This is a genomic window from Micromonospora sp. NPDC005161, from assembly GCF_053599855.1.
This window is the reverse complement of record NZ_JBSFYQ010000016.1, coordinates 19,699-45,123: the sequence shown is the minus strand read 5'-3', so window position 1 is coordinate 45,123 and position 25,425 is coordinate 19,699. Positions and strand designations below refer to the sequence as shown.

Sequence of the window (25,425 nt, the reverse complement as noted above, 5' to 3'; positions counted from 1 at the left end):
CCGCGATCGACCCGCCCGGCCGAGGACTGACGCCGGGTGAGCCCCGGTCAGGCCGGCCAGTCGAACCGGGGTGGCAGGCCGAGGAAGTCCGCGTACCGACCCAGTGCCTGCTCCACCCGGGCACGTTCACCGGCGTCCAGCGGCGTCAGCGGCTGGATCGCCACGGTGACCGCGGCCCGGGCGATGCGCCGCTTCCACAGGCCCACCACGCGGCCGGCCCGCACCACGGTGGCCTGGAAGATGCCGTTGTTACCCGGCACGACGGCCGCCTGGTGCGCGGGATCGAGCATCAGCGCGCGATCCCGGTAGCCGAGCAGGTACTCGTCGAAGCCGGGCAGCACCAGCACGTCGTCGACCGGCGTGCGCGGCGCGTCGGCCAACGCCGCGTCGACGTACATCTCCTCGCCGTCAACCCGCACCACGGTCAGCGTGTCGCCGGCGGCGGCCAGCCCGCGCCGCGCGTCGGTCAGGGTGAGGCCGGTCCAGCCGGCGAACTCGCGGGCGCTGACCGGCCCGTGCCCGCGCACGTAGCGGTGGGCCAGCAGGGCGAGCGCCTCCTCCCGGTCCAGCCGGCGTGGCCCGGGCGCCCACTCGTCGAGCAGCGCGAAGGTCTGCTCGGTGCCGATGTTCGGCGCCAGGCAGGTCACCCCGCGCACGCTGGCGTACCACAGCAGGTGGTAGCCCCGCTGACCGTCGGTGCCCAGGCCGGCCGCGCGGAGGGTGGCCAGACACTGCGCCCGGGTGAGCCGGCCACCGCCGGCCAGCGCCGCACCGAGCACGTCCACCGCCCGGTCCGCGTCGACGTCGGTGAGCCCGAGCTGCCCCCGTCGGGTCGTCGCGCCGGCCAGCGACCGGATGCCGGTCACCTCCAGCATCCAGCGCGCGTCGGTGGGCGGGACGAGGTGCACGGTGCCTCGCATCGGCCACGTGCGCAGCGCCTCGCGCCGTTCCAGAGCCGCCTGCACGTCGGCCACGGTCCACCCGGGCAGCCGGGCGCCCAGCGACCACAGCCCGCTGGCCAGGTCCTGCGCCTGCATCGCACCGAACCACTCGACCACCTCGCCGACGGTTCCGGGTCGCGTGCCCGGGTGCGGGCGCAGCAGCAGGCTGGTCATCCGCAGCGCCAACGCGTCGGCCGCGCTGAGGTCGACGGGCATCGGGTGCTCCTTCCGGTTGTCGGGGCCGCCAGCCTAGGGCCACCCACCGACGTCCGGGTCGACACGACACCCCGCGCACCCGCCGCCGGATCGCAGTCGGGGGCATAACGGCCAGCGCAGTGGGGAAGCGGCCGACCGGAAGTGCGCGCGCCGCGCGTGCGGAAGGGAGTGTCATGACTGCCGCAAGCGAACCGGCCCGCGGATCCGGCGTGACTGCCGGGTCCCAGGGCCATCGGGCGGGCACCGGCGCCAAGACCAGCGCGGCCGCGACCTTCGCCCTGGTCTTCGGGGTGTCCGGTCTGATCAGCGTGTTGACCGCGATCCTGGCCTGGCTCGGTCTGGTGCTCGGGATCATCGGGATCATCCTGGGCATCGTCGGGCTGAAGATGGCCGCGCGACCAGGGGTGACCGGGCGGGGTGTGGCGATCGGCGGCCTCGTGTTGAGCATCCTGGCGGTGCTGATCGGCCTCGGCCTCGCCGCGGGCATCACCACCTTCATCAACAACGAGGGCGCGGTGGACCGCCTCCAGCAGCAGGTCGATGACCTGCGCGACAAGCTCGACTGACACCGGTGGCACGCTGGGCACGTCCGCCTCGGCGGGCGGGCAGGGCCCTGACGGGCACGGCGCGGCGGACGGACGCCCTCGCGGGCGCGACGTCCCTCGCGGGCGCGACGTCCCTCGCGGTGGGCGAGGAAGCACCTCGGCCCGTCACATCGGGTGACCCGCGGCGCGCTCCCGACCACTGTCCCATTCCCCTTTGCACTGCTTACGCGGGCGCAACAGTTACTCAGGGTTCGGCCCTGCCGAGCATCTTCGCGCGAAGCTGCGTTGTAATCCCTGCTCAGCGCGGTGTTGCGTCCGAGTAAGCAGAGCAAAGGACGCGATTCATGAGTGGCGGCCCGACCAGACTTCACGCGCGGTTACACGTCGTCTCCGGTCACAGGAACGGTCCGGTGACGCGGTCCGCGGCACACTTCCGGCGGGCGCGGCCGGAGATCACAGTAGGGTGGGCGACGTGCTCCGCCAGGTCACCGCGATCCGCTACGTCACCCCGCTGCGCGAGGGTGGCTCGCTGCCCGGCGTGGTGGAGGCCGACGACCTCGGCACGTACGTGGCGAAGTTCCGTGGTGCCGGGCAGGGGCCCAAGGCGCTGATCGCCGAGGTGATCTGCGGTGAGCTGGCCCGGCGGCTGGAGTTGCGGGTGCCGCCGCTGGTGGTGCTCGACATCGACCCGGTGATCGGGCGTGCCGAGCCCGACCAGGAGGTGCAGGAACTGCTGCGCAACAGCGGCGGCGCGAACCTGGGCATGGACTTCCTGCCGGGTGCGCTGGGCTTCGACCCGGTCGCGCACCCCGTCGACGCGATGCTGGCCTCCCGGGTGCTCTGGTTCGACGCCTACGTGGAGAACGTCGACCGGAGCTGGCGCAACCCGAACCTGCTGGTCTGGCACCGGGAGCTGTGGCTGATCGACCACGGCGCCTGCCTGTACTTCCACCACAACTGGCCGCGGGCCGCCGCCGCCGTGCACCGGGCGTACCGGGCCGAGGACCACGTGCTGGCGCCGTACGCCTCCCGACTGGCCGAGGCCGACGCGGAGCTGGCGCCACGGGTCAGCCCGGAGCTGCTCACCGAGGTGCTGGCGCTGGTGCCCGACGAGTGGCTCACCGCCGCCGCCGATTTCGATTCGGCCGACGCGGCGCGGGAGGCGTACCTGGCGCACCTGTCCGCCCGGGTCGCCCGCACCGCCGACTGGCTCCCGCAGGGGAGCGCGGCATGAGACAACCATTCGAGTACGCCGTCATCCGGCTGGTGCCCCGCATCGAGCGCGGCGAGCAGATCAACGTCGGGGTGCTGCTCTACTGCCAGCAGCGCGACTTCCTGGCCGCGCGGACGCACCTGGACGCCGACCGGGTCCGCGCGCTCGCACCCGACGTCGACCTGCCGGCGGTGGCCGCGGTGCTGGAATCCTGGGACCGGACCTGTGCCGGTGACGGTCCGGCGACCCGGATGCGGCTCGGCGAGCGGTTCCACTGGCTGGCCGCGCCGCGCAGCACGATGATCCAGACCGGGCCGGTGCACACCGGGCTCACCGCCGACCCGGCGGCGGAGTTGGAGCGACTGATGGCGGCCTTGGTCCGCTGAGCGGGGCGGGACCGGCCGGCAGACCCTTGACCGCGCTAGGCGGAGAAATTGAGGCCTCGGCCGGGCCGCTCGGTGCGGACAGCGGGGCCGGATCTCGTTTGACGGTGCGGGTGGGGGGTAGTCGCCGGAGCTGACTCAGACGAGAAGGGGAACATCTGATGGCTGCCCAGACCAAGGTAGCGGTGATCTACTACAGCGCCACCGGCATCACGTACCAGATGGCGCAGGCCGTCTGCGAGGCCGCCGGGGACGCCGGTGCCGACGTGCGCCTGCGCAAGGTACGCGAGCTGGCGCCGGACGAGGCGATCCGCTCCAACTCCGGGTGGCAGGCGCACCACCTGGAGACCCAGGACGTGCCCGAGGCGATGGTCGACGATCTGGCCTGGTCCGACGTGGCGATCCTCGGTGCGCCGACCCGGTACGGCTTGGTGGCGGCCCAGCTGAAGCAGTTCATCGACACCACCGGCCCGCTCTGGGCCCAGGGCGCGCTGGCCAACAAGGTCTACTCCGCCTTCACCTCGACGGCGACGGCGCACGGCGGGCAGGAGACGACCCTGACCTCGCTCTTCAACGTCTTCTACCACTGGGGCGGGATCGTGGTCACCCCCGGCTACACCGACACCAGCCAGTTCATCGCGGGAAACCCCTACGGCGCCTCGCACACCAGCAACAACGGGGAGATCGCCCCGGACAGCGTGGCGCTGGGCGCCGCCGCGCTCACCGCCCGGCGGGCGGTGCAGATCGGCACCGCGCTGAAGAAGGGCCTGGCCGGCTGACCGCAGCGGGGACGCGGTCCACAGCAGGGGACCGGCGGCGCGGGCGGGGCTCTCGGCCCGTCCGCGCCGCCGGTCGATTCCGCCGTACCCCCGGGCGGGGGTGACTATGCCCGCCCGCCGGCGGCGGACAGCTCGTCCGGGTGCGGCGCCGGCAGCAGGTCGCCCAGCAGCTCGGTCAGCACGGCGAGCCCGTCCGGGCTGAGCACCGACTCCGGATGGAACTGCACGCCGGCGAAGCCGCGCCCACGCAGGGCGTGCACCGCGCCGTCGCGCACGTCCCGGGCCAGCTCCACCGGCCCGTACGCGGTGTCCAGCCGGTCCGCGTCGGCGCGAGCGGTGAACGTGGAGTAGAAGCCCACCCGGCGGACGTACCCGAACAGCGGCACCTCGCGTTGCAACCCCTGGTAGGGCGCCTCCCGACGGTGCAGCGGCAGCCCCAGCAGCCCGGCCAGCACCTGGTGGCCGAGGCACACCGCGAGGGTCGGCCGGCCGCTCGCGAGCAGCCCGGTCAGCAGCGCCCGCAGCGCCACCATCTTCGGCTCGTCCGGGCTGCCCGGGTCGCCCGGTCCCGGCCCGGCCACCACGAGGTCGTAGGCGTCGAGGGGGCCACCGGCGTGCCACGGCCGCAGCGTGACCGCCAGACCCAACGCGCCCAACTGGTGGGCCAGCATCCCGGTGAAGGTGTCCTCGGCGTCCACGATCAGCGCCCGGCGGCCGACCAGCCCGGGCAGGCCCGGCGCGTCCGGCGCCCGCTGGTCGAGCCAGAACCGCGCCAGCGGGGCGTTACGTGCGGCCAGCGCGTCGCGTACCGCCGGGTCGTCGGCCAGCCGCGCGAGCGGCCCGCGTCCGCCGACGGGCGCCGCCGGGCCGAGACCGAGCGCGGCCAGCACCCCGGCCGCCTTGGTGTGCGTCTCGGCCACCTCGCCGGCTGCCGTCGAGTGCCGGACCAGGGTGGCGCCCACCGGCACCCGCAGCCGGCCGGTGGGGGAGATCTCGGCGGTACGGATCAGGATCGGCGCGTCCAGCGTCTGCCGGCCCGCGTCGTCGTGGCCGAGCAGGGCCAGCACGCCCGCGTAGTAACCCCGGCCGACCCGCTCGTGTCGGGCGATCACCCGGCAGGCGTTCTCCATCGGGCTGCCGGTCACGGTGGGGGCGAACATCGTCTCCCGCAGCACCTCCCGCACGTCGCGGGTGCCCCGCCCGGCGAGCAGGTACTCGGTGTGCGCCAGGTGTGACATCTCCTTGAGGTACGGGCCGATCACCTGGCCGCCGTGCTCGGCAACGGTCGCCATCATCTTCAGCTCCTCGTCGAGCACCATGTACAGCTCCTCGACCTCCTTGGGGTCGGCGAGGAAGCGCAGCAGCGCCGCCCGGTCCGGCGTGCCGTCGGCGGGCCGGAAGGTGCCGCTGATCGGGTTCATCATCACCAGCCCGTCGTCGACGCTGACGTGCCGCTCCGGGCTGGCGCCGACCAGGGTCCGTTCGCCGGTGTGCACCACGAACGTCCAGTAGGCGCCGCGCTCGGCGACCAGCAGTCGGCGCAGCGCGGCCAGCGCGGCCACCAGCGGCGGGCCCTGCACGGTGGCGTGCAGGGTGCGGTGGATGACGAAGTTGGCGCCCTCGCCACGGCCGATCTCCTCGGCCAGCACCCGCCGCACCGTCCCCGCGTACTCCTCGTCGGTGACGTCGAACGCGGCGTCGACGGCGCGCACCGGCTCGTCGGGCAGCGCGGCCAGCACGTCGGCCAGGGCGATCCGGTGGTGCTCGCGGATCTGGAGGCACTCCAGCGGGGCGCCGTCGTCGACGCAGGCGAAGCCCCGCTCGGTGATCTGCCGGTAGGGCACGACGGCCAGCGTCCGCGCCCCGGGCCCCGGCGGCAGCGGGATGTCCGCCAGCCGGTCCGCGGTGTCGACCGGGCCGGTGAACAGCTCCAATTCATCGGCGCCGTCGCGACGCAGCAGCGCGAAAGGGCCGGGGTCGACGCCGCGGGTGACGGCGGCGAGCAGGTCGGTCAGGTGGGTCATCGGATTCTCCGTCGGGCCGGGCGCCGCCGGTGGGGCGGCCATCGGGGCCGGGAGATCCGGCGGCCGCCTCGATGGCGGCCGCGTGGATGGAGCTACGCGCGGTAGGTGGCCGCCGGGTCGGCGGGCCACCAGCAGGTCAGGTGCGCGAGCATGCGATCCACCCTACGCGCCCACGGGGCGGCCGGGTAGCCGTTCGCGTGTACCGGTGCGCCCGGCCCGACCAGCGTTCCGACACGCCCGGCACCGGGTAACTTGACCGGCGATGAACATTCTCGCGCTCGACCTGGGCACCTCCTCGGTACGTGGGCTGGTGCTGGACGGGGACACCCAACCGCTGCCCGGCGCCCTGGCCCGGCGGAAGGTCAGCCTCGCCCTCGGCGACGACGGCACCGGCACCCTTTCCGGTCCCGGCTACCTCGCCTGCCTGATCGAGTGCCTGGACGAGCTGGCCGAGGGCGGCCACCTGCGCGACGTCGAGCTGGTGGCCGTCTCGGCGCAGTGGCACTCGGTGCTCCCGCTGGACCGCGACGGCACCCCGCTGGGCCCGGTGATCACCTGGCTGGACACCCGTCCGGCGCCGCTCGACGGGGCGCCCGGCCCGGCCGACCCGGACGACTTCCACCAGCGCACCGGCTGCTGGTGGCACCGCTCCTACTGGTCGGTGCGGCTGCCCTGGCTGCGCGAGAAGTCCGGCACACCGATCACCCGGTTCGTCGGCCTGCCCGAGTACGTGCTGGGCGAGCTGCTCGAAGCGGCGCCCATGTCGGTCTCCCAGGCCTCCGGCACCGGCCTGCTGGACCTGGGCAACCTGCGCTGGGACGAGGAGGCGCTGGCGCTGGCCGGCACGCGACCGCGGGAGGTGCCGGCCCTGGGCGAGCTGGCGTGGCACGGCCGGCTGCGGCCCGACCGCGCCCGCCGGTGGCCGCAGCTGGCCGAGGCTCGGTGGTCGCCCCCGGTGGGCGACGGCGCCGCCTCGAACGTTGGCTCGGGCTGCGTCGACCCGAGCCGCGCCGCGGTCACCGTCGGCACCTCCGCCGCCGTACGACTGATGCAGCGCGTCCCGGCCGGCGGGCCGCTGCCCCGGCTGCCCGAACGGCTGTGGCGCTACCGGGTCGACCACGACCACGTGGTGACCGGCGCGGCGTACTCCAGCGGCGGCAGCCTGTTCGCCTGGGCCGACCGGGAGCTGCGGCTGCCCCGGGGCGCCGAGCTGGACGCGGCGCTGGCGCTGGTACCGGCGGGCGGTGGGCGGCCGGCGGACCCGCGCTTCGGCGGCGACCGGGCGCCGGGGTTGGCGCCGGCGGGCACCGGCGAGGTGCGCGGGCTCAGCTTCGGCACCACGGCGGTGGACATCCTGGCCGGGCTGATGCAGGGGTTGTGCGAGCTGGTCGCCGAGGATCTGACCGTGCTGGAGTCCACGATCGACAAACCGGTCGAGGTGGTGCTGGGCGGGGGCGCGGTGGCCGCCTCGGTGTGGTGGCGGCAGGCGTTCGCCTCCGCGCTCGCGCCGCGACCGGTGTCGCACCAACGCAACCCGGAGATCGGCGCCACCGGCGCCGCGTTGGTGGCGCTGGGCCGTTTCGGTGACGCGGTCGAGCTCGCCGACATCGGCCGGACGGACGAGCTGGTCTTGCCGACCACGACAGGACGCTCCCACCCGCAGTATCGTTCCTGAACTTCCTCCCCGTCCGGGCCGTTGACAGCGCTCCCGAGCCTGGTTGGATGGACTGCGCTCCCCGGACCGCGGTGGACGCGGCAGGACGGAGGAGGCAGTGTGGCGGTAGGTCCCGACCCGGTGAACGGTGCGGTGTCGAACCATCGCCGGCGTCGCTTCGACGTCCGGGTTGTTCCGCACCGGCGCCGTTCGCCGTTCCGGCTGCGGGACTGGCGGATGAGCACCAAGCTGGCCACCGTGCTGGTGGTGCCGTCGGTGGCGTTCCTGGTGCTCGCCGGTGTGCAGACCAGCGCGCTGGTGGGGCGGACGACGGCGTTGAACGACTTCGCCCGGCAGGTCGGCATCGGCCGGCAGATCACCGCCGTCGTGCACCAGCTCCAGCAGGAGCGGGACCGCTCGGCGGGGGAGTTGGGCGAGCTGCGCAGGGGTGGTGACCGGGAGGCCGCGTCCACCGCCCTGAAGCCGTTGCAGGCGGCGACCGATCGGGCCATCGTGGACCTGCGCCGGGCGGCTGAGCCACTGGCCGACGCGGACGCGTCCTGGCGGGTCGCGTTCTCGGAGGTGCTGGAGGCGTACGACCAGGTGGTCGACATCCGGCCGGCGATCCCGCCCGCGGTGCTCAGCACCGACACCATCCTGAGCAACTACCACCGCGCCGTCGACACGCTGCTCGACCTGCTCGCCGAGCCGACGCCAGGGCAGGAGCGGCCGGCGTTGAGCGACGCGGTGCTGCGCTACGTCCAGATCGCCCGGGTCAAGGAGCTCTCCTCGCGGGTCCGGGCCCAGCTCTACGCCGCCGCCCGCGCCGGTCGGTACGGCACCGAGGACCGGGTGCTCCTGACCGACCTGCGCGCCCAGCAGCTGACCGCGCTCGGCGCGTTCCGGGTGGCCGCCACCACCGACCAGATCCGCCGGTACGACGAGACCTCGGTGGACCCGTTGTTCCTGGTCGCCACCCAACTGGAGGAGCGCAGCCTGCCGGCCGGTGACGCGACGCCCGAGGTGCTGCCCTCGGAGCAGTGGTGGGGGGCCAGTCAGCAGCGCCAGGAGCTGCTGCGCCAGGTCGAGGCGGGGGTGCTCGACGACGCTGTCCGGCAGGCCGACGGCGCCAGCAGCGGCCAGCTGAGGACCACCCTGCTGGTGGCCGGTGGGATCGTCGCCGTGCTGCTGGCCGCCCTGCTGATCTCGCTGCTCGTCGGGCGCTCGGTAGCCCGGTCGATGCGGTTGCTGCGCAGCCAGGCGCTGCGGATCGCGCAGGTCGAGCTGCCGGACGCCCTGGACCGGCTGCGGACCGTCACCGGCGGGGTGCCGGGCATCGAGGTCGCGCCGGCTGTGGTCCGCTCGCTCGACGAGATCGGCGAGCTGGCGGAGGCGTTCGTGGCGGTGCACCGCAGCGCGGTCACCGTCGCTGTCGAGCAGGCGACGATGCGGCGCAACGTCAACGCGATGTTCGTCAACCTGGCCCGGCGCAGCCAGGTGCTCGTGGAGCGCCAGCTGGAGCTGCTGGACGACCTGGAGCGCGAGGAGAGCGACCCGGATCAGTTGGAGAACCTGTTCAAGCTCGATCACCTGGCCGCCCGGATGCGCCGTAACGACGAGAGCCTGCTGGTGCTCGCCGGCACCGAGTCCACCCGCCGGTGGAACCGGCCGGTCGGCCTCGGCCCGGTGCTGCTGGCGGCCGCGGCTGAGATCGAGCAGTACCAGCGGGTCCGCCTGGAGTCGGTGGGCGACGTGTACCTGGTCGGGCATGCCGTCGGTGAGCTGGTGCACATGCTGGCCGAGTTGCTGGAGAACGCGACCGCGTTCTCCCGCCCGGACACCGTCGTGGCGGTGACCGCCCGGGTCGAGGCCGCGGGCGCGCTGATCGAGATCACGGACCAAGGCCTGGGCATGAGCCCGGCCGCCCTGGCCGAGGCGAACGAGGTGCTGGCTAGCCCGCCGGCCGCGGACGTCGCGACGGTCGAGCGGATGGGCCTGTTCGTGGTCAGCCACCTGGCCGCTCGGCTCAGTGTGCGGGTGCGGTTGAACGGCGGCCACAACGGCCTGGTCGCCCGGCTCGCGCTGCCCGCCGCGTTGCTGGCCCCGGCGGGCGCGGTGGAGCTGGATCCGCCCGCCCCGGCCCGGATGCTGGCGGCCGGCGCCGCTCGGGGCGTTGGCGCGCAGCGGATGTCCGGGAGTGCCCGGGCCGCGTCCGGGCCGGCGGTCGCGCCCCTGGATCTGCCGATCGCGGGCCGCCGGCCCGGGGCCGCCGTGCCGCGTCAGACCCGCCCGGTGCCGGTCCGCGCCGAGGACGTGCTCACCCCGGCCTCGGCGGGTAACGGCGGCGGCTGGTGGTCCCGGGAGGGCCCGTCCGGGCCGGCGGTGCCGGGGCCGGTCGTGCCGCCGGCAACCCCGGTGACCGCCGGCACGAACGAACAGGGCCTGCCGATGCGGGTGCCGATGGCGCAGCTCTCCTCGGTCACGCGCCCGGCCCGCCCGGAGGCGGCGCCGACGCGTGACGACCTGGACCCGAAAGCGGTCGGTGGCATGCTTTCCCGGCTCTACAGCGGGGTACGGCGTGCCGAGGCCGAGGACACCACCGAGATACCCGTGCCGCCGTCCGGGGGGCACGATGAAGGGGGACGACGACAGTGACGACGTTGAGCCAGGAGGCACGGGACCTGAGCTGGCTGGTGAGCGCGTTCGCGGAGCGGGTGCCGGGCGTGGCGCACGCGGTGGTGGTCTCCTCCGACGGGCTGCTGGTGGCGATCTCCGACAACCTGCCCCGCGACCACGCGGACAAGCTCGCCGCGGTGACCTCCGGGCTGATGAGCATCACCGCGGGCGCGGCCCAGATGTTCGACGGTGACGTCGTCAAGCAGACGGTGGTCGAGATGGGCCGGGGCTACTTCCTGGTGATGCAGGTCCGGGACGGGTCGATCCTGGCGACCCTCGCCGCCGGGGACGCGGACATCGGCGTGGTGGGCTACGAGATGGCCCGGCTGGCGAAGCAGGCGGGGGAGATGCTCACCCCGGCGTTGCGGGCGGAGTTGCAGCAGGCGCTGCCCCGCTGACCGGCCCCGGCCGTGCCCCGGACGGTCACCGGCTCATCGGAGCCGGCCGCCGGGGCCCGGGCGGAGGCCCGCTCAGAAGCCGCCGTCGGCGATGACCGAGCGGTACCAGTGGGCGCTGCTCTTGAGCACCCGCCGCTGGGTCGGGTAGTCCACGTAGACCAGTCCCCACCGCTGGTCGTATCCCTCATCCCATTCGAAGTTGTCCAACAGCGACCAGACGTGGAAGCTCTCCAGCGGCACCCCGGCGGCGATGGCCCGGTGCGCGGCGGCCAGGTGGTCGCGCAGGAAGCTGATCCGGCCGGCGTCGTCGACGGCGTCGTCCGTGGCCAGGGCGTCCGGGGTGGGCAGCCCGTTCTCGGTGACGGTGAGCGGGATCGGGCCGTAGTCGCGGGTGACCCGGGTCAGGATGTCGTACATCCCGTCGGGGTAGATCTGCTGCCAGGCGGCCTCGGAGGTCGGCCAGCGCTGCTCGGTGCCGCCGTTTGCGGTGACGTAGATCGGCGTGTAGTACTGCACGGCGAGCAGGTCGACCGGCGAGGAGATCACGGCCAGGTCGCTGTCGCGGATGCCGCGGACCATCCGGCTCTGTGGGCCCAGGTCGGCCAGCACGTCCTGCGGATAGCTGCCCTTGAGCACGGAGTCGAGGTAGAGGCGGTTCTCGTAGCCGTCGTAGAGCCGGGCCGCCGCGGCGGCCTCCGGCGAGTCGTCGGCGGGGTAGCAGGGGTGCAGGTTGAGCGCGGGGCCGATCCGGCCGGTGCCACCGGCGGCGCGCAGCGCGCGGACCGCGAGCCCGTGGGCGAGTTGCAGGTGGTGGGCGACGAGGTAGGCCGCGTCCGGGTCCTGCCGGCCGGGGGCGTGGTGGCCGCCGAGGTAGCCGTTCTGCACCACGGTCTTGGGTTCGTTGACGGTCAGCCAGACCGGGACGCGGTCGCCGAGGGCACGGAAGACCGCGTCGGCGTAGTCGGCGAAGCGGTTGGCGGTGTCGCGGGATTCCCAGCCGTCGGCGTCCTGCAGGGCCTGCGGCAGGTCCCAGTGGAACAGGGTGGCCATCGGAGCGATATCGCGCTCGTGCAGGCCGTCCAGGAGGCGGCGGTAGAAGTCGAGCCCGCGCTGGTTGGGCGCGCCGCTGCCGTCGGGTTGGATCCGGGGCCAGGAGATGGAGAAGCGGTAGCTGCGCAGCCCGAGGTCGCGCATCAGGTCGAGGTCCTCGACGTACCGGTGGTAATGGTCGGCGGCCACGTCGCCGGTGTCGCCGTTGCGGGTGCGCCCGGGGGTGCGGGCGAAGGTGTCCCAGACCGATTCGCCGCGGCCGTCCTCCTTGGCGGCGCCCTCGATCTGGTACGCGGAGGTGGCCGCGCCCCAACCGAAGTCGCGGGGAAAGCGCAGCGGGCCGGCGGGCCCGGTAGGTATCGACATGGATTCTCCTCGTGGATACAGGGCAACCGCCGAAATTCGGGAGCGCTCCCATGATAGGCCAGGGGTGGCCGGCCCGATCAGTCGGTCGTCCTGTGGGCCCATCCCCGACGCACCCATCAAGGAGCCGGACGGGTTCCTCGGCGTCGACCTCGGCATCGCCAACCTCGCCACCGACTCCGACGGCCGCCACCACAGCGGCAAAGCCACAAACCGGGTCCGGCACCGCAACCAGCGCCTGCGCGCGAAACTCCAGGCCATCGGCACCAAGTCCGCCAAGCGGCTGCTGAAGAAACGCCGCCGCAAGGAATCCCGGTTCGCCGCCGACACCAACCACCGCATCGCCAAGAGCATCGTGACCGAGGCCGAACGCACCGGCCGCGGAATCGCCCTGGAAGACCTGGGCGGCATCCGCGACCGGGTACGGCTCAGACGGCCCCAGCGGGTCACGCTGCACTCGTGGGCGTTCCACCAACTCGGCCAGTACATCGCCTACAAGGCGAAGCGGTCCGCAGTGGCGGTCGTGCACGTCGACCCGGCATACACCTCGCAGGGATGCTCCGCCTGCGGACACGTCGCCAAGGCCAACCGGCCCAACCAATCCACCTTCCACTGCCGGTCGTGCGGCTTCGCTGAGCACGCCGACCGGAACGCAGCCCCGCAACATCGCCGCACGCGGCGTGGCGGGCTGGGCAGCCGTCAGCCTGCCGAACGCGGCGTGACCTCGTGCTCATCACCACGAGCCGTCACGATCCGCAAGCTCGGCCCTTCAAGGTCGAGAAGCTGACCTACCACCGGTTCTGCGCGCAGCGATGTCGCCATGGCGCACGCCGACTACGGCAACCCGTTCCCGAACGGCTGACAGCACCCCTGGTGTGGGCGGCGTGCCCCGCCCACCCCGGGGTCCGGCCGGGTCCGGGGGAACGACGGGACCCGGCCGGCGCACGGCCTGACACCCCCGGTCAGGCCCGGCCATCCGGCCAACGCAGCGGATCGGCCGGCCCGCCCCCACCGCCCGGACTGGAGGCTGTCGCGAAAAAGCCCAGAAATTCGGGCCGTCACGGGATCACACCGAGGACGGTGACGGAGTAACGTACGTCACCGGAGAGGCCGCTCCCCCCGTGGCGGCCTCTCCACTTTTTTGCCCGCCAACGCACTGCCCGCGCGGGTCATCCGGGCGGCGCGGCAGGGTCCCCGGTTACCGGGTGACGCAAGCCCGGGTGCCCGGGCGGCAGCGACCGGCGCAGCAACACCCAGCTCACCGCCAGCGCCGCCGCGACCAGCGGCCAGGTCAGCGCGACCCGGGCCACGACCAGTGCGAGCACCTGCCCGCTCAGGTACAGCGGCACGAACACCGCAACCCGGAGCACATAGGTCGCCGTCCACACCCAGCTCGCCCGGGCGTACCCGCGCAGCAGCGCCGGGTCGCGCCGCCACCGGGAGCGCTGGCCCAGCGCCGCGCCGACCAGCACCCCGAGCAGCGGCCAGCGCACCACGATGCTGACCGCCCAGGCCAGCGCGCTGGCGGCGTTGGAGAGCAGCTGGATCAGGAAGAAGTTCTCGGCCCGGCCGGTGCGTACCGCGATCAGCGCGGCGACGCAGACGGCGAGCAGTCCGATGAGCACTGAGCGGGGCCGGTCACCGCGACGCAGCCGGACGCCGGCCACCACCGCGCCGACGGCCAGCGCCGCGCCGACCCCGGCCCAGATCGACTCTCCGCCGAGCAGCCAGCCGGCGGCGAACGCCAGCGGTGGCAGGGTGGCGTCGATGGCGCCGCCCCGCCCGCCGAGCAGGTCCGTCAGCGATTCGGCCCGGGCCGGCCGATCGGGGCCCGTGTCGATCCCGCCGTGCCGGTCGGGGTCGGGCGCGGCCTGGCCGGCGTCGCGCTCCGGTGTGCCGCCCACCGTCAACTCCTCGCCTCCGCTCCAACCTAACCGCCGGCCCCCGGTGGGCCACCGGCCGCCCGGCGGACGCCGGCCGCTACGGTGTGCGGATGCGCGCGACGGCAAGGGGTTGGACCGCGGTCTGGTTGGTCGTCATGGCCGTCGTCCAGGCGGCTGCCTTCCTCGTCGTCTGGCGGGTGGCTGTGCACTCCGAGATCGGTCAGTGGATCGACACGGTCGCGTTGACCGGCAACCGGATCGGTCAGGATCGCATCGACGGACCGGTCGACAAGCTCCTCAACGCGATGTCGGTGGTCTCCCTGCTGGCCGCTACCGCGACGATCGGGTTCATCGCGCTGATGCGGGGGCGGATCGCCCTCGCGATCACCGCGACCCTGCTGATCGCCGGCGCGAATGTCTCCACCCAGCTGCTGAAGTACGGGCTGAACCGGCCGGACTACGGCCTCGACCCGGAACGCGCGGGGGTGGGCAACAGCCTCCCCAGTGGGCACACCGCGGTGGCCGCGTCGGTGGCGGTCGCGCTGATGCTCGTGCTGCCGCCCAAGGTGCGGGCGGTCGGCGCCTTCCTCGGCGCCGGCTACGCGGCCGTCGCCGGGGTGGCCACCCTCTCCGCCGGCTGGCACCGGCCCAGCGACGCCGTCGCCGCGTACCTGGTGGTGGGCGTCTGGGCGGCGCTGGCCGGGCTGGTTCTGCTGGTCACCCAGCGGGAGCGGGCGAAGGTCGCCCCCGGCGACGCGCACCGGCTCGCCGCCCTGCTGCTCGGCGCCGTCGGCGTGCTCGCCCTGATCGGCTGCGTGCTGGCCCTGTCCTGGCTGGTCGAGCTGCGCGACACCGGGCCGGACGAGCTGACCCGGCGGCCGCTCTTCGTCGGGTACGCGGGCAGCGCCGCCGGCATCGCCGGCACGATGGCGGTGGTGATGGCGCTGGTGCTCATCGTCGTGCACCGGCTGGTGCCACGGGTCAAGGGCTAGAGCTGCCGGTGGATCCCGTCCGCGTGGCGTTCCGCGCCGAGTGCGCCCGACTCACCGAGATCCTGGCCGAGCTGGACGATGCGGACCTCGACCGGCCGACCGACTGCCCCCCGTGGAACGTCCGGGAGTTGATCGCGCACGTACGCACCGGAGTTGGGCGGCTGACCGACATGCTCGCCGCGCCGGCCCCGCCGCGCGCCGAGGTGGACGCCGCCGAGTACTTCGGCGCGGCGAAGTTCACCCCGGAGGTGGACGCCGACCGGATCGCCGGCGGCCGGCGGGACGCGCTACAGGTGGACCGGGCGGCGCTGGCGACCGAGTTGGACCGGGCTTGGCGGGCCACCGACGCCGCGGTCGCCGCGGCCCCGCCCGAGCGGCTGGTCCGGACCCGGCACGGCGACGCGATGCGCCTCACCGAGTTCCTGCGGACCCGGGTCCTCGAGGTGGGCGTGCACGGGCTGGACCTGGCCGCCGCGCTGGACCGACCCCCATGGCTCACCGCCCAGGCGGCAGCGGTGATCGTCGACCTGCTCACCGACGGACGGCCGGCGCCGGCCGAGTTGCGCTGGGACCGGCTGACGCTGATCCGCAAGACCACCGGGCGGGTGGCACTGACCGGCCCGGAGCGGGCCACGGTCGCCGCCGCCGGGTTCCGCTGGCTCGCCTTCGGGAGCTGACCAGGGTCAGCTCGCGGAGCGGGGCGCGGGCACGTGCGGGGCGACGCCGCGCAGGTGCGTCAGCACCACCGGGTCGATCCGCCCCGGCACCAGCCGCTCTTCGAGGTTCTCCAGCCCGGCCCAGGAGATCAACGCGCCCTCCGGCCCGTCGTCGGCCACCGGGTGACCCAGAGCCCTGAGCAACGCCGCCACCTCGTCGGCCACCGCGCCGCTGAGCTCCAGCAGCGTGGCCGGGTCGGGCCGGCTGAACAGCAGGGTGTGCACGGCGAGCAGCCGACCCAGCTCGGCCACCGGATCGGGGTGGTCGTCGACCCGCAGGTCGATCAGCACGTCGCTCCTGCCGCCGTACCCGCCGTCGCGCTCGACCACCAGCAGACCGGCGCTCTGCCGGCCCCGCCGGTCGCCGCCGGCGTCGTCGCCGGCGCGCAAAGCGGCCACCAGCCGCTCGGCGAACGGCAGCGCCGAACCGGCCAGCCAGGCCTCGCCCAGCGCGTCGACAACCTCCGGGCCGGTGAGCACGTTGCCCTGTGCGGCCCAGCCGTCGCCGGTGCGCCCACCGGCCCACGGGTGGCAGGCCGGCCCTGTCCAGCTGGCACCCGGACCGCTGACCCCGACCACGCCGAGCTGGCGGTGCTCCCGCTCGGCGTCGGCGGCGATCAGGCCGGCCACCACATCGGCGGCCGGCACCCCGGTGCGCAGCAGGGTCAGCCCCTGCGGGCGGTAGGCGAGGTTGACGTGCGCCTGGGTGGCCAGCGCGCCGACCTGGGCCTCCGCGGCCGGCACGAGCGCCCCGGCGGCGAGGAACTTGCTGGCCACGACGACGCCGTGCAACCGGCTGTCGGCAGAGCGGGCCACGAGGGAGAAGGTCACCCGCCGAGATTAACCTGCCGCGCCGCCATCATATCGGCGTACCCCGATGGCTCAGAACGGCGTCTTCGGCGCCTCCGGTGGGGCGCCGCGCGCCCGCCGGGCGTCGGCGACCGCGACTGCGGCCAGCACCAGCACCACGACGGCGGTCGTCGTCACACCGGGCAGGAGCAGCAGCGGCGCCGCCACCACCGCGAGCGCCAGGAGGGCGATCCACCGGGACGGGGAGACCCGCCCGAACACCTCGTACTCGAAGCGGGCCCGGCCGGCCAGGAACAGCGCCGGCCCGCCGAGCACCATGGCCAGCCACGGCCCGGGCATCCGGTCCAGCGGTTGCTCGATGATCAGCTCGTAGCCGACCGCGGTGGCGGCCAGCCCGATCACCATCAACCGGTGGGTGTCCGCCGCCGAGCGGCCGATGTTGGCCGGGTGCCGGGCCTGCGCCACGGCCTCGCCCAGGATCTGCCCGGCGCGCTGGAAGTAGATCCGCCACAGCGTGATCGTGGTGGCCAGCGCCAACGCGAACGCCAGCGCGTGCCCGGCCCGGTACGGCCCCTTGCTGTACGCCAGACCGGCCACCAGGATCGTCTCGCCCAGCGCGATCAGGAAGAACTGCTGGTAGCGCTCGGCCAGGTGCTCACCGGCGATGTCCCACTTCGAGGTCGTCGATCGGCCCAGCCCCGGCACCGGCCAGCCAGCCCGGTTGGCCGCGTACTCGATGGCCAGCGCCAGCGTCCAGGCCACCACCTGCTGGTTGGTGGTCAGCATCGCCCCACCGATCCAGAACACGCCGCTGGTGGCGTACACGATCGCCATCCGCACCTTCTGCCGGCGGTACGGATGCGGCCCCAGCGCGATCGACAGGATCAGCGGCCGGGACACCTGCGCGACGACGTACGCCACCGCGAACATCAGCGCCGTCTCGGTGAACGCCCGCGGGATCGCCACCCCCATGACCATGCTGCAGACCAGCGCGGTCATCACGACGGCCTGGAGCGGAAGCCGGTACGGGTCGTAGCGGCTGGTCGTCCACGCGGTGCCCTGCCAGAGCGCCCAGAGCGCCAGCAGCAACAGCAGCGTCTTGCCGCCTCCGGTGACCGCCGCCCAGCTGTGCTCCCGACCCGGATCTTGGGCCAGGTCCTCGAAGACACGGGTGGAGATCCGGGTGAGCGCGAAGACGTAGACCAGGTCGTAGAAGAGCTCCAGGAAGGTGGCCCGGTTCGGAGCGGCCCCCGCCGATACCGGCTCCAGGCGACCCGCTGCCCTGGAACCCACGGTCAGCCGCCCGCGCGGTCGGTCCGGTCCACCTGGCAGTCGTAACACCGCCGGACCGGTCGGGCGGACCGATGCCGGCAAATCCGCCCGGTTCGGGGATCTTGCTCGCGGACCCGGTCAACGGGCACGATCGATCGGTGACGAATCGATGGGGCATGACGGTTCCGCTGGGCGGGATCCCGCTGGCCGACCACGCCGCGGTCTACGCGACGCTCGACCGGGCCGGGTTCACCGACGTCTGGTCGTCCGAGGTCGCCGGGACCGACGCGTTCACCCCGCTGGCGCTCGCCGCCGCCTGGCAGCCCCGGCTACGGCTGGGCACCGCGATCACCCCGGTCTTCACCCGGGGACCCGGGCTGCTGGCGATGAGCGCGGCGGCGCTGGCCGAGGCCGCGCCGGGCCGGTTCGCGCTCGGCATCGGCGCGTCCTCGCCGGTGCTGGTCCGCGACTGGAACGCCGTGCGGTTCGACGAACCGTTCCGGCGCACCCGGGACGTCCTGCGCTTCCTGCGCGCCGCGCTGCGCGGCGAGACCGTGGACGAGGTCTACGACACCTTCACCGTGCGCCGGTTCACCCTGGAACGGCCGCCGGCCGTACCGCCGCCGATCCTGCTCGCCGCGCTGCGCCCCGGCATGCTCCGGCTGGCCGGCGCGGAGGCCGACGGGGTCATTCTCAACTGGCTCGGCGCCGACGACGTGCCACGCGCCCTCGCCGAGCTCGGCGAGCGCCGCGCCGGCTTCGAGGTCGCCGCCCGGATCTTCGTCTGCCCCACCGAGGACGCCGGGTACGCCCGCAAGCTCGGTCGCCGGCTGATCACCAGCTACCTCACCGTCCCGGCGTACGCCGAGTTCCACCGCTGGCTCGGCCGTGGCGAGGCGCTGGCGCCGATGTGGGAGGCGTGGGCCGCCGGTGACCGGCGCGGCGCCAGCGCGGCGGTGCCGGACGAGGTGGTCGACGCGCTCGTGCTGCACGGCTCGCCGGAGCACTGCCGCGCCGAGGTGCGCCGCTACGCCGACGCCGGCGTGGACGTGCCCGTCCTCGCGCTGCTGCCCACCCCCGAGGTGACCGCCGGCGGTGCGGCCGCACTGACCACCCTCATCGCCCAGCTGGGCACCGACCCCGTAGGAGCGTCGACGTGAACCTCACCGACCGGATCGTGGTGGTCACCGGCGGCGCCGGCGGCATCGGGGCGGCACTGTCCCGCAGGTTCGCCGCCGAGGGCGCGGCCGCCGTGGTGATCGCCGACCTGGACGGCGACGCGGCCCGCGCCGTGGCCGAGGGCATCGGCCCGCTCGCGCACGCCACCGCACTCGACGTCACCGACGAGGATCAGGTCCGCGCGCTGGTCGACGACACCGAGCGGCGGTACGGCCGGATCGACCTGTTCTGCGCCAACGCGGGCGTGGCCACCGGCGGGGGAGTGGAGGTCGACGACGCCGGCTGGGACCGCGCGTGGCGGGTCAACGTCCTCGCCCACGTCTACTCCGCCCGCGCGGTGCTGCCCGGGATGCTCGCCCGGGGCGGCGGCCACCTGCTGCACACCTGCTCGGCGGCGGGCGTGCTGACCGCGGTGGGCGACGCCGCGTACACCGCGACGAAGCACGCGTCGGTGGGCTTCGCGGAGTGGCTGGCCATCACCTACCGGGACCGGGGCATCCGGGTCAGCGCGCTCTGCCCGCAGGGCGTCGACACCCCGATGCTCGCCGACGGGATCGTCGAGGGCCACCTGGGCGCCCGGGTGATCGCCGCCTCCGGTGCGGTGCTCACCCCGGACCAGGTCGCCGACGCGACCATCGCCGGGCTGGCCGAGGAGCGCTTCCTGATCCTGCCGCACCCGGAGGTCGCCGACTACGCGCGCCGCCGCGCCGAGGACCCGGACGGCTGGCAGGCCGGCCTCCGCAAGCTGGTCCGCCGCCTGACCGCCTGACCCCTCAACCCCTGAACCAAGCGCAAGGGCCATCCCCCAGCTGCGGGACTGCATTCACTTCTGCTGGGGAGGAGGAGTGCGTCCATCGCCGCAGATCATTGGTTCATGAGTGTCGCTGTGTGGTCGCCAGGTTCCGGTGTGCCGACACGGCGCTGCGCGTAGGGGGCGACATGTCAGACCGTTCCGCTCGTACTCACCGATCCGCAGCGAACGACGCGGCCAGACCGTGGGCGATGGCATGCGTCGTCTTCGTCGTCGGTGAGGTGGCTCTGCGTCTGTACTGGATCGCGGGTGGCCGGTGGGGGTACACCGCCTGCGACCGCACTGATCTGGTCGATCCGGCGGGTGGATGCGGCGCGGACCGCGTGGAGACGCTGCCGTTCTGGGCGGGATGGGGAGCGGTGGGAGTCGGTGTCGCTCTCGCAATGATTGTTGTGTGCGCCATCCGGTTCCCGGGCCGCGCCGCGGCCGCCGGGAGTTGGGCGGCGGGCGCGCTGCTCCTGGTCGTCGCGTTCCCGCTGCATCTGCTCTTCGAGGTCCCGGCGGCGTTGGCGGGGCGTCCCTCGGACTGGCGTGACCTCGGCGCCCGACTCGCGTTGGTAGCGGGTGGTGTCCTGTTCGCCGGGCTTGCGAACGCATCCGGTCCCCAGCGCGGACCGGTGAGTTCCGGCTACCAGCCGGTGCCGCGGTGGACGCGCCTCTGGGCGTACGCGGCTGTCGCGCTGCCGGTGGTCGGCTGGGCCGTGCCGCACGCGCTCTGGGTGCTCGGCGTTCCGTTCGGCATATCCGAGCGGGAACTGAATGACATCCACCTGAATCTCTCGACGCCGACGGGCGTGGCGATCACTCTCGTCCCGCCGCTCGCCGGCCTGCTCGTTCTCGGGCTGGTACAGCCGTGGGGGCAGCAGTTCCCGCACTGGGTGCCGGGGCTGCACGGTCGACGGGTTCCCCGGCTGCTGGCGGTGATCCCGGCCGGGGTGGTGGCGCTCGCGCTGGTCACCTACGGCGTGCTGAGCGTCGCGGTGTTCGTCGGCCAGCTACTCGCGGGTGACCTGCGTTGGTCGGACGTGTGGGAGGGGTGGGCGGTAGCCACCACGCTGCTGGTGTTCCTCGGCTGGGGAGTGTCGCTGGGCGTCACGACCACCGGCTATGCCCTCGCCACCCGGCCTCGTCAGCGGCAGATGGCAGACGCCAGCACCCCGTCGTAGGTCACCGGGTTCGCCCGCGGCCAGAGCCTCAACGACTTCGGCCTTCGAAGATCGGAGTACTCATGAGTCCCCCTGACCCTGGCCGTACCTGGGCCGCCGCCCCGCCACCCTGGGCGGTCTGGGCCGCCTACGCCGTCCCGCTCTGCGTCCTGCCGTCCGCGGTCTGGCGACTGTCCCTCGTGTTCACCGACGATGCCGTCACCCCGTGGTACATGATCTTCTTGTCCGCCCTGTCGATGGGGCTGGCGCTGCTGACACTCGGCCTGGTGCAACGCTGGGGCCAACGACTTCCGCACTGGGTACCGCTGCTCGGGGGCCGTCCGATTCCGGCGCGCCCAGTCGTGCTCGTCGCGCTGATCGGCGGTTCGGTGCTCGCCGCCATCTGCGTGTATCTCTTTTTGAACAGCAGGTTCCATTTTGTGCAGCGCGGCTGGGTGGGGATAGGCCGCGACGAACCGGCACATCAGGCTCCGGGCTGGGAGGTACTGCGGTTCTACGCCCCGATGGTCGCATGGGGGCCCCTCGTCATAGCCGTGGCCGCCGACTATGGTCGGCGCGTCGCCCTGGTTCGATCACCGGCACGATAACGCCCTCCAACGCGCAACCCCGGTTCCCGGGCCTGCCCCGGACTCGCCTCGGGTGATCAAGAGGTTTGCGTCAGGAATGGGTCCGCAGGCGACGCAAAGCCCTTGATCACCGCGGGGACCGGCGGGCGCGGCGGGCGCGGTGCAGGGGGGATGGGTGGACGGACCAGAGCAGGCGGCGCCACCAGGGGCGGGCGGAGCGCAGGGTGCTTGTGTAGACGGTGGCCACCTCGGCGGCGCGAGATGCTTGGTCGGCCGTTGCGGCGCGGGGGGCGAAGCCCACCTGATTGAGCAGGGCCGCCAGCTCGTCGACGGCCGGAAGGTCGCCGGTTGTGCCGTTGCCGGTCGCGCCCGGTCGGGCGTCGGCGAGGGCCTGGCGGGCCTGCCCGGCCACCTCGGTGGCCGCCAGGTCGGCGCCGACCGGGCGCCCGGCCAGCCGTAGCGCGTCGGTGACCTCCCGCCAGGCGCCGGCGATGCGCTGGCCGGGGTCGCCCCGGCTCAGCCGGGCGCGGGTGAGTGAGCGGCGCATCGCCAGCAGAGTGAGCAGCAGGGCGCCCACCACCAGCAGCAGGCCACCACCGCCGCCCGCGACCAGCACCGGGGTGGACACGCCACCCTGGCCGGCCGGCCCGTCGGCGACGGACACCGGCTCCGGGGAGGCGGTGGGCTCCACGGTGGGCTCCGGCGCCTCCGACGGCGGCGGATCCTCCGGCGTCGGGCGGAAGTCCTCCTCCACCGGCCTCGGCTCGTTGTCCGGGCGGGGCAGCGGGTCGAACGACACCCAGCCCAACCCGTCGAAGAGCACCTCCGGCCAGGCGTACGCGTCGCCGGCCCGCACCGGCCCCTGCCCGGTGGACCCGAAGCCCACCACCACCCGGGTGGGCAGCCCGGAGAGCCGGCCGAGCACCGCGAACGCCGCGGCGAACTGCTCCGAGGTGCCCCGCTGCCCGCCGCCGTTGCGCGGGCCGAAGAGGAAGAAGCCCAGGTTCGGGTACGCGTGCCCGCTCGGCGCGTCCGCCACCACCCGGTAGTGCTCGGCCAGGAACTGCTCGATCGCCGCGGCTCGCGCGTACGGGGCGCCGTTCTCCTCGGCGAGCTGCGCGGCCAGCCGGCGCATCGGGTCGGGCACCCCGTCGGCGACCCGCAGCACCCGAGCCACCTCCGCACCGGCGGGCACGTTCGCGGTGGCCAGGAGGTTGCTGTCCGGGCGTTCGCGGGCCGAGGTCACCGTGTACCGCAGCCCCGGGGTCAGCCCCTCCGGCCGGATCAGCGTCCCCGTCGCCGGGTCGTACGCCACCCGCGCGCCGCTGACCTCGCTCGGGGTCGCCACGGCGGGCAGCAGCCGGCCGCTGAGGTCGGCCACGGTGATCTGCTGCCGGACCGTCTCCACCGTGCTGTCCCGGGCCGGCGTCGCGGCCGGCAGGATCCGACCGGCGTTGCGGTAGTTGGCGCCGACCCGCCAGGTCACCCCGTCGTAGTCGCTGAGCACCGCGAGGCGGATCCGCACACTGTCACCGGCGTCGTCCGCCGGCTCGTCGTCGGTGCCGCCATCCGGCCCACCGCTCGCGGTGCCGCCGTCCGGGGGCGTCACGCCGCCGGGACGGACCGTGCTCACCTCGAGCAGCTTCTGCTCGGGGTGCAGGGCCCACCCGGAGATCCGGATCAGCGGGTTCTCGTCCAGCGTCTGCACCTGCGGCGGCTCCACGTACCGCCGAGGGTCCACCGGCCGGCCGTCGACCTGACCGGCGACGACCGGGCCGAGCAGCGCCACCAGCCCGACCACCAGGGCCACCCCGAGCGCCGCGGTGGCGGCGAGCCGGACCCGCACCGCCGCGCGGACCCGGGGGGCGAGGCCGGCGGCCGGTTCACCGCCGGTCGACGGTGACCCGGCGGGCGCCGCCAGACCCACCGCGGCGATCGCGACGAACGCGAGCGTCGCCCCGATCGCCGGTTCGGCGTTCGGCCCGACGACGTAGAGGGCGGCGGCGTAGAGCCCCGCCGCCGGCAGGTAACCCAACAGCACCCGGCCGGTGCGCAGCGCCACCTCGGCGCCGGCCAGCCCGGCCAGCCACGCGGCGACCACCGGCATCAGCACCGTGTCCGGCGTGGGCTCGACCGGAATCATCGCGGTGAGCAGCCGGGGGATGCCGTTGCGCGCGGCGTCCGCGGTCACCTCCAGCAGGCTGCCCGGCAGCTCGGCGCGGGCGGCGGCCAGCCGCAGCGACCAGAGTGTCCAACCGGCCATCGCGGCCACCGACACCGGCGCCACGAGCCACGAGGGCAGCCGCCGGGCGGCCACGCTGACCAGCACCGAACCGGCTGCGGCGCCGATGACCAACCGGGTCAGCAGGTCGCCGGCGTACACCCGGCCGAGGACCACCCCGGCGAGCGCGGTCAACCCGATCAACGCGAGCGGGACGACGGCGGCCCGCAGTGCCCGCCACACCCGCCCGGGCCAGTCCCGCTGTGCCGAGCCGTCGATCGGCGGCGTGCCCGGACTCGTCCCGGATCCCGCCGCGCCGGCGGTGGTCGCAGGGCCTGGTCGCTGCTGGTCGACGCCCGTCACCACCGGCGCACCCCGTCCCACTCGGCGGCGAACTGCGCGCCGTCCGCCGCGTCGACCACCACCAGGCCCGCCGTACCGGCCGGCGTGGGCTCGGCCGGGCCGAACACCCCGACGACCACCGACGGGTACGCGCCGCGCAGCGCACCCACGTGCCCCAGGTCGGCGCGGCCACCCGGCCCGGTCAGGAAGATCAGCGTGTCGCCGAGCCGGTCTTGCCGCAGTCGGGTGGTGGCGGCGCGCAGCGCGTCGTCGTCGCCGGAGAGTTCGGCGGCGGCGAGCCGGTCCAGCGGCCCGAGCGGGTGGCCTTCGCCGTCCACCGCACCGTCGGCCCGGTCGCCGCGCCCCCGCTCGACCGACGTGGCGGGCTCCGCGGCGACCAGTACCAACAGCACCGGCAGGTCCGCGCGGTGCGCGGCGGTGACGATCGACGCCGCGGCCTCGCAGCCCGACTCGAACGACTCCGCCACCCCTCGCACCCGTGCGGGGTGCGCGGCGGCGCGGTTGTCCAGCAGCACCACCAGGCGGGGGAGGCTGGTGTCCACGTTCTCCCGCACCATCAGCTCGCCGACCCGGGCGCTGGTGCGCCAGTGCACCCGGCGCAGCTCGTCGCCCACCACGTACTCCCGCAGCGAGTCGAAGGTGATCGACCCGTGCGGCACCCCGTCCACCCGGCCGTCGAGGCTGCGCCCCGCGCCGGTGGGCACCGCCGTCAGCGGGTGGATCCGGGGGTGCACCCACACCGGTGTGTTCGCACCGTACGGGCGGGTCAGCGCCACCAGGCCCAGCGGGTCCCGCCGGGTCACCCGCAGCGGCCCGACCGGCACCACCCCACGCCGATGGGTCGGCACGTCGTAGCGGACCTCGGTGTCCCGGCCGGGCCGCAGGCGCAGCAGCGGCACCGGCGCCGTGCGGTCCCCACACCGGTCCTCGGCCAGCAGGTTCGCCGAGCGCAGCCGGCCGGTGTTGCGGACGGTCAACGTCATGCTCGCCGGCTCGCCGCGGGCCACCCGGTCCGGGTCGGCGCGGCGGGCCACCACCAGCCGGGGCCGCCAGGCCGCGGTCAGCGCGGCGTATCCGACGGCCGCGCCGGCCGCCGCCCCCAGCAGCGTCAACTCGGGGTACGCGAACCGGAAGCCCACCCCGAGCAGAACGACGGCGGCGACGAGCAGCCCGACCCCGCGGGCGGTGATCCCCATGCGCTGCT

At 74.4% G+C, this 25,425-nt stretch carries 22 protein-coding genes; 14 read left to right on the top strand and 8 right to left on the bottom strand.

The genetic code is table 11. From position 1 onward, the window contains the following. Positions 1-47: 47 nt before the first annotated feature. Complete coding sequence (locus ACWD5O_RS17445) at positions 48-1,157, bottom strand: winged helix DNA-binding domain-containing protein (RefSeq protein WP_450085917.1); 1,110 nt, start codon at positions 1,155-1,157, stop codon at positions 48-50. A 209-nt stretch (positions 1,158-1,366) separates the two neighbouring features. Here ACWD5O_RS17445 and ACWD5O_RS17440 point away from each other — a divergent pair, with 209 nt between their 5' ends. From ACWD5O_RS17440 to wrbA, 4 genes are all read left to right on the top strand, one after another. After that, positions 1,367-1,723: a hypothetical protein gene (locus tag ACWD5O_RS17440; protein ID WP_450085916.1), complete on the top strand. Its 357-nt coding sequence runs from the start codon at positions 1,367-1,369 to the stop codon at positions 1,721-1,723. A 451-nt stretch (positions 1,724-2,174) separates the two neighbouring features. Further along, positions 2,175-2,936, top strand: a complete 762-nt coding sequence (locus ACWD5O_RS17435; RefSeq protein ID WP_450085915.1) for a HipA family kinase — start codon at positions 2,175-2,177, stop codon at positions 2,934-2,936. Then, a complete protein-coding gene (locus ACWD5O_RS17430) occupies positions 2,933-3,301 on the top strand; it encodes a DUF3037 domain-containing protein (RefSeq protein WP_354967568.1) in 369 nt (122 codons plus the stop codon). The genes ACWD5O_RS17435 and ACWD5O_RS17430 overlap by 4 nt, the downstream gene beginning before the upstream one ends. 158 nt (positions 3,302-3,459) lie before the next feature. Continuing rightward, complete coding sequence (gene wrbA / locus ACWD5O_RS17425) at positions 3,460-4,077, top strand: NAD(P)H:quinone oxidoreductase (RefSeq protein ID WP_354967569.1); 618 nt, start codon at positions 3,460-3,462, stop codon at positions 4,075-4,077. A 104-nt stretch (positions 4,078-4,181) separates the two neighbouring features. Here the strand turns inward: wrbA and ACWD5O_RS17420 are convergent, their stop codons facing one another. Beyond that, complete coding sequence (locus ACWD5O_RS17420) at positions 4,182-6,101, bottom strand: chorismate-binding protein (RefSeq protein WP_450085914.1); 1,920 nt, start codon at positions 6,099-6,101, stop codon at positions 4,182-4,184. A gap of 262 nt (positions 6,102-6,363) precedes the next feature. Here ACWD5O_RS17420 and ACWD5O_RS17415 point away from each other — a divergent pair, with 262 nt between their 5' ends. From ACWD5O_RS17415 to ACWD5O_RS17405, 3 genes are all read left to right on the top strand, one after another. Next, positions 6,364-7,776 carry an FGGY family carbohydrate kinase gene (locus tag ACWD5O_RS17415; protein ID WP_450085913.1) on the top strand — a complete coding sequence of 471 codons (1,413 nt, stop codon included), beginning with the start codon at positions 6,364-6,366 and terminating at the stop codon, positions 7,774-7,776. A gap of 99 nt (positions 7,777-7,875) precedes the next feature. Continuing rightward, positions 7,876-10,410: a sensor histidine kinase gene (locus tag ACWD5O_RS17410; RefSeq protein WP_450085912.1), complete on the top strand. Its 2,535-nt coding sequence runs from the start codon at positions 7,876-7,878 to the stop codon at positions 10,408-10,410. Further along, positions 10,407-10,829, top strand: a complete 423-nt coding sequence (locus ACWD5O_RS17405) for a roadblock/LC7 domain-containing protein (protein ID WP_074307750.1) — start codon at positions 10,407-10,409, stop codon at positions 10,827-10,829. Before ACWD5O_RS17410 ends, ACWD5O_RS17405 begins: the two co-directional genes overlap by 4 nt. Before the next feature lie 72 nt (positions 10,830-10,901). On the opposite strand, the gene ACWD5O_RS17400 is transcribed toward ACWD5O_RS17405, so the two are convergent. Then, positions 10,902-12,245 carry a GH1 family beta-glucosidase gene (locus ACWD5O_RS17400; RefSeq protein ID WP_450085911.1) on the bottom strand — a complete coding sequence of 448 codons (1,344 nt, stop codon included), beginning with the start codon at positions 12,243-12,245 and terminating at the stop codon, positions 10,902-10,904. Between ACWD5O_RS17400 and ACWD5O_RS17395 the strand changes: the two genes are divergently transcribed. Continuing rightward, positions 12,244-13,029, top strand: coding sequence for an RNA-guided endonuclease InsQ/TnpB family protein (locus ACWD5O_RS17395; protein ID WP_450085910.1), 786 nt, complete (start codon positions 12,244-12,246; stop codon positions 13,027-13,029). The genes ACWD5O_RS17400 and ACWD5O_RS17395 overlap by 2 nt on opposite strands. 382 nt (positions 13,030-13,411) lie before the next feature. On the opposite strand, the gene ACWD5O_RS17390 is transcribed toward ACWD5O_RS17395, so the two are convergent. Beyond that, entirely contained in the window at positions 13,412-14,083 is a 672-nt protein-coding gene (locus ACWD5O_RS17390) for a DUF3159 domain-containing protein (protein ID WP_354966362.1), read from the bottom strand. Between the two features lie 146 nt (positions 14,084-14,229). Here ACWD5O_RS17390 and ACWD5O_RS17385 point away from each other — a divergent pair, with 146 nt between their 5' ends. Together ACWD5O_RS17385 and ACWD5O_RS17380 are read left to right on the top strand one after the other, a co-directional pair. Further along, the gene (locus ACWD5O_RS17385) at positions 14,230-15,117 is read left to right on the top strand and encodes a phosphatase PAP2 family protein (protein ID WP_354966356.1); all 888 of its coding nucleotides are present in this window, start codon (positions 14,230-14,232) and stop codon (positions 15,115-15,117) included. A gap of 8 nt (positions 15,118-15,125) precedes the next feature. Next, complete coding sequence (locus ACWD5O_RS17380; RefSeq protein WP_450085909.1) at positions 15,126-15,794, top strand: maleylpyruvate isomerase N-terminal domain-containing protein; 669 nt, start codon at positions 15,126-15,128, stop codon at positions 15,792-15,794. A 6-nt stretch (positions 15,795-15,800) separates the two neighbouring features. Here ACWD5O_RS17380 and ACWD5O_RS17375 read toward each other — a convergent pair whose 3' ends face one another. Beyond that, positions 15,801-16,664, bottom strand: coding sequence for a DUF1028 domain-containing protein (locus ACWD5O_RS17375; RefSeq protein WP_450085908.1), 864 nt, complete (start codon positions 16,662-16,664; stop codon positions 15,801-15,803). Between the two features lie 51 nt (positions 16,665-16,715). Next, the gene (locus ACWD5O_RS17370) at positions 16,716-17,936 is read right to left on the bottom strand and encodes a low temperature requirement protein A (protein ID WP_450085907.1); all 1,221 of its coding nucleotides are present in this window, start codon (positions 17,934-17,936) and stop codon (positions 16,716-16,718) included. A gap of 155 nt (positions 17,937-18,091) precedes the next feature. Here ACWD5O_RS17370 and ACWD5O_RS17365 point away from each other — a divergent pair, with 155 nt between their 5' ends. The 4 genes from ACWD5O_RS17365 to ACWD5O_RS17350 all read left to right on the top strand — a co-directional run bounded on the left by ACWD5O_RS17365 (position 18,092) and on the right by ACWD5O_RS17350 (position 21,658). Continuing rightward, the gene (locus ACWD5O_RS17365) at positions 18,092-19,075 is read left to right on the top strand and encodes an LLM class F420-dependent oxidoreductase (RefSeq protein WP_354966361.1); all 984 of its coding nucleotides are present in this window, start codon (positions 18,092-18,094) and stop codon (positions 19,073-19,075) included. Beyond that, positions 19,072-19,863: an SDR family oxidoreductase gene (locus tag ACWD5O_RS17360; RefSeq protein ID WP_450085906.1), complete on the top strand. Its 792-nt coding sequence runs from the start codon at positions 19,072-19,074 to the stop codon at positions 19,861-19,863. The genes ACWD5O_RS17365 and ACWD5O_RS17360 overlap by 4 nt, the downstream gene beginning before the upstream one ends. Positions 19,864-20,096: 233 nt before the next feature. Then, positions 20,097-21,071 (top strand): hypothetical protein, encoded by a 975-nt coding sequence (locus ACWD5O_RS17355; protein WP_450085905.1) that lies wholly within the window; start codon positions 20,097-20,099, stop codon positions 21,069-21,071. A 179-nt stretch (positions 21,072-21,250) separates the two neighbouring features. Beyond that, entirely contained in the window at positions 21,251-21,658 is a 408-nt protein-coding gene (locus ACWD5O_RS17350) for a hypothetical protein (protein WP_450085904.1), read from the top strand. Between the two features lie 106 nt (positions 21,659-21,764). On the opposite strand, the gene ACWD5O_RS17345 is transcribed toward ACWD5O_RS17350, so the two are convergent. Together ACWD5O_RS17345 and ACWD5O_RS17340 are read right to left on the bottom strand one after the other, a co-directional pair. Next, entirely contained in the window at positions 21,765-24,242 is a 2,478-nt protein-coding gene (locus tag ACWD5O_RS17345) for a transglutaminaseTgpA domain-containing protein (protein ID WP_450085903.1), read from the bottom strand. Beyond that, entirely contained in the window at positions 24,218-25,417 is a 1,200-nt protein-coding gene (locus ACWD5O_RS17340) for a DUF58 domain-containing protein (protein WP_450085902.1), read from the bottom strand. The genes ACWD5O_RS17345 and ACWD5O_RS17340 overlap by 25 nt, the downstream gene beginning before the upstream one ends. Between the last annotated feature and the right edge of the window lie 8 nt (positions 25,418-25,425).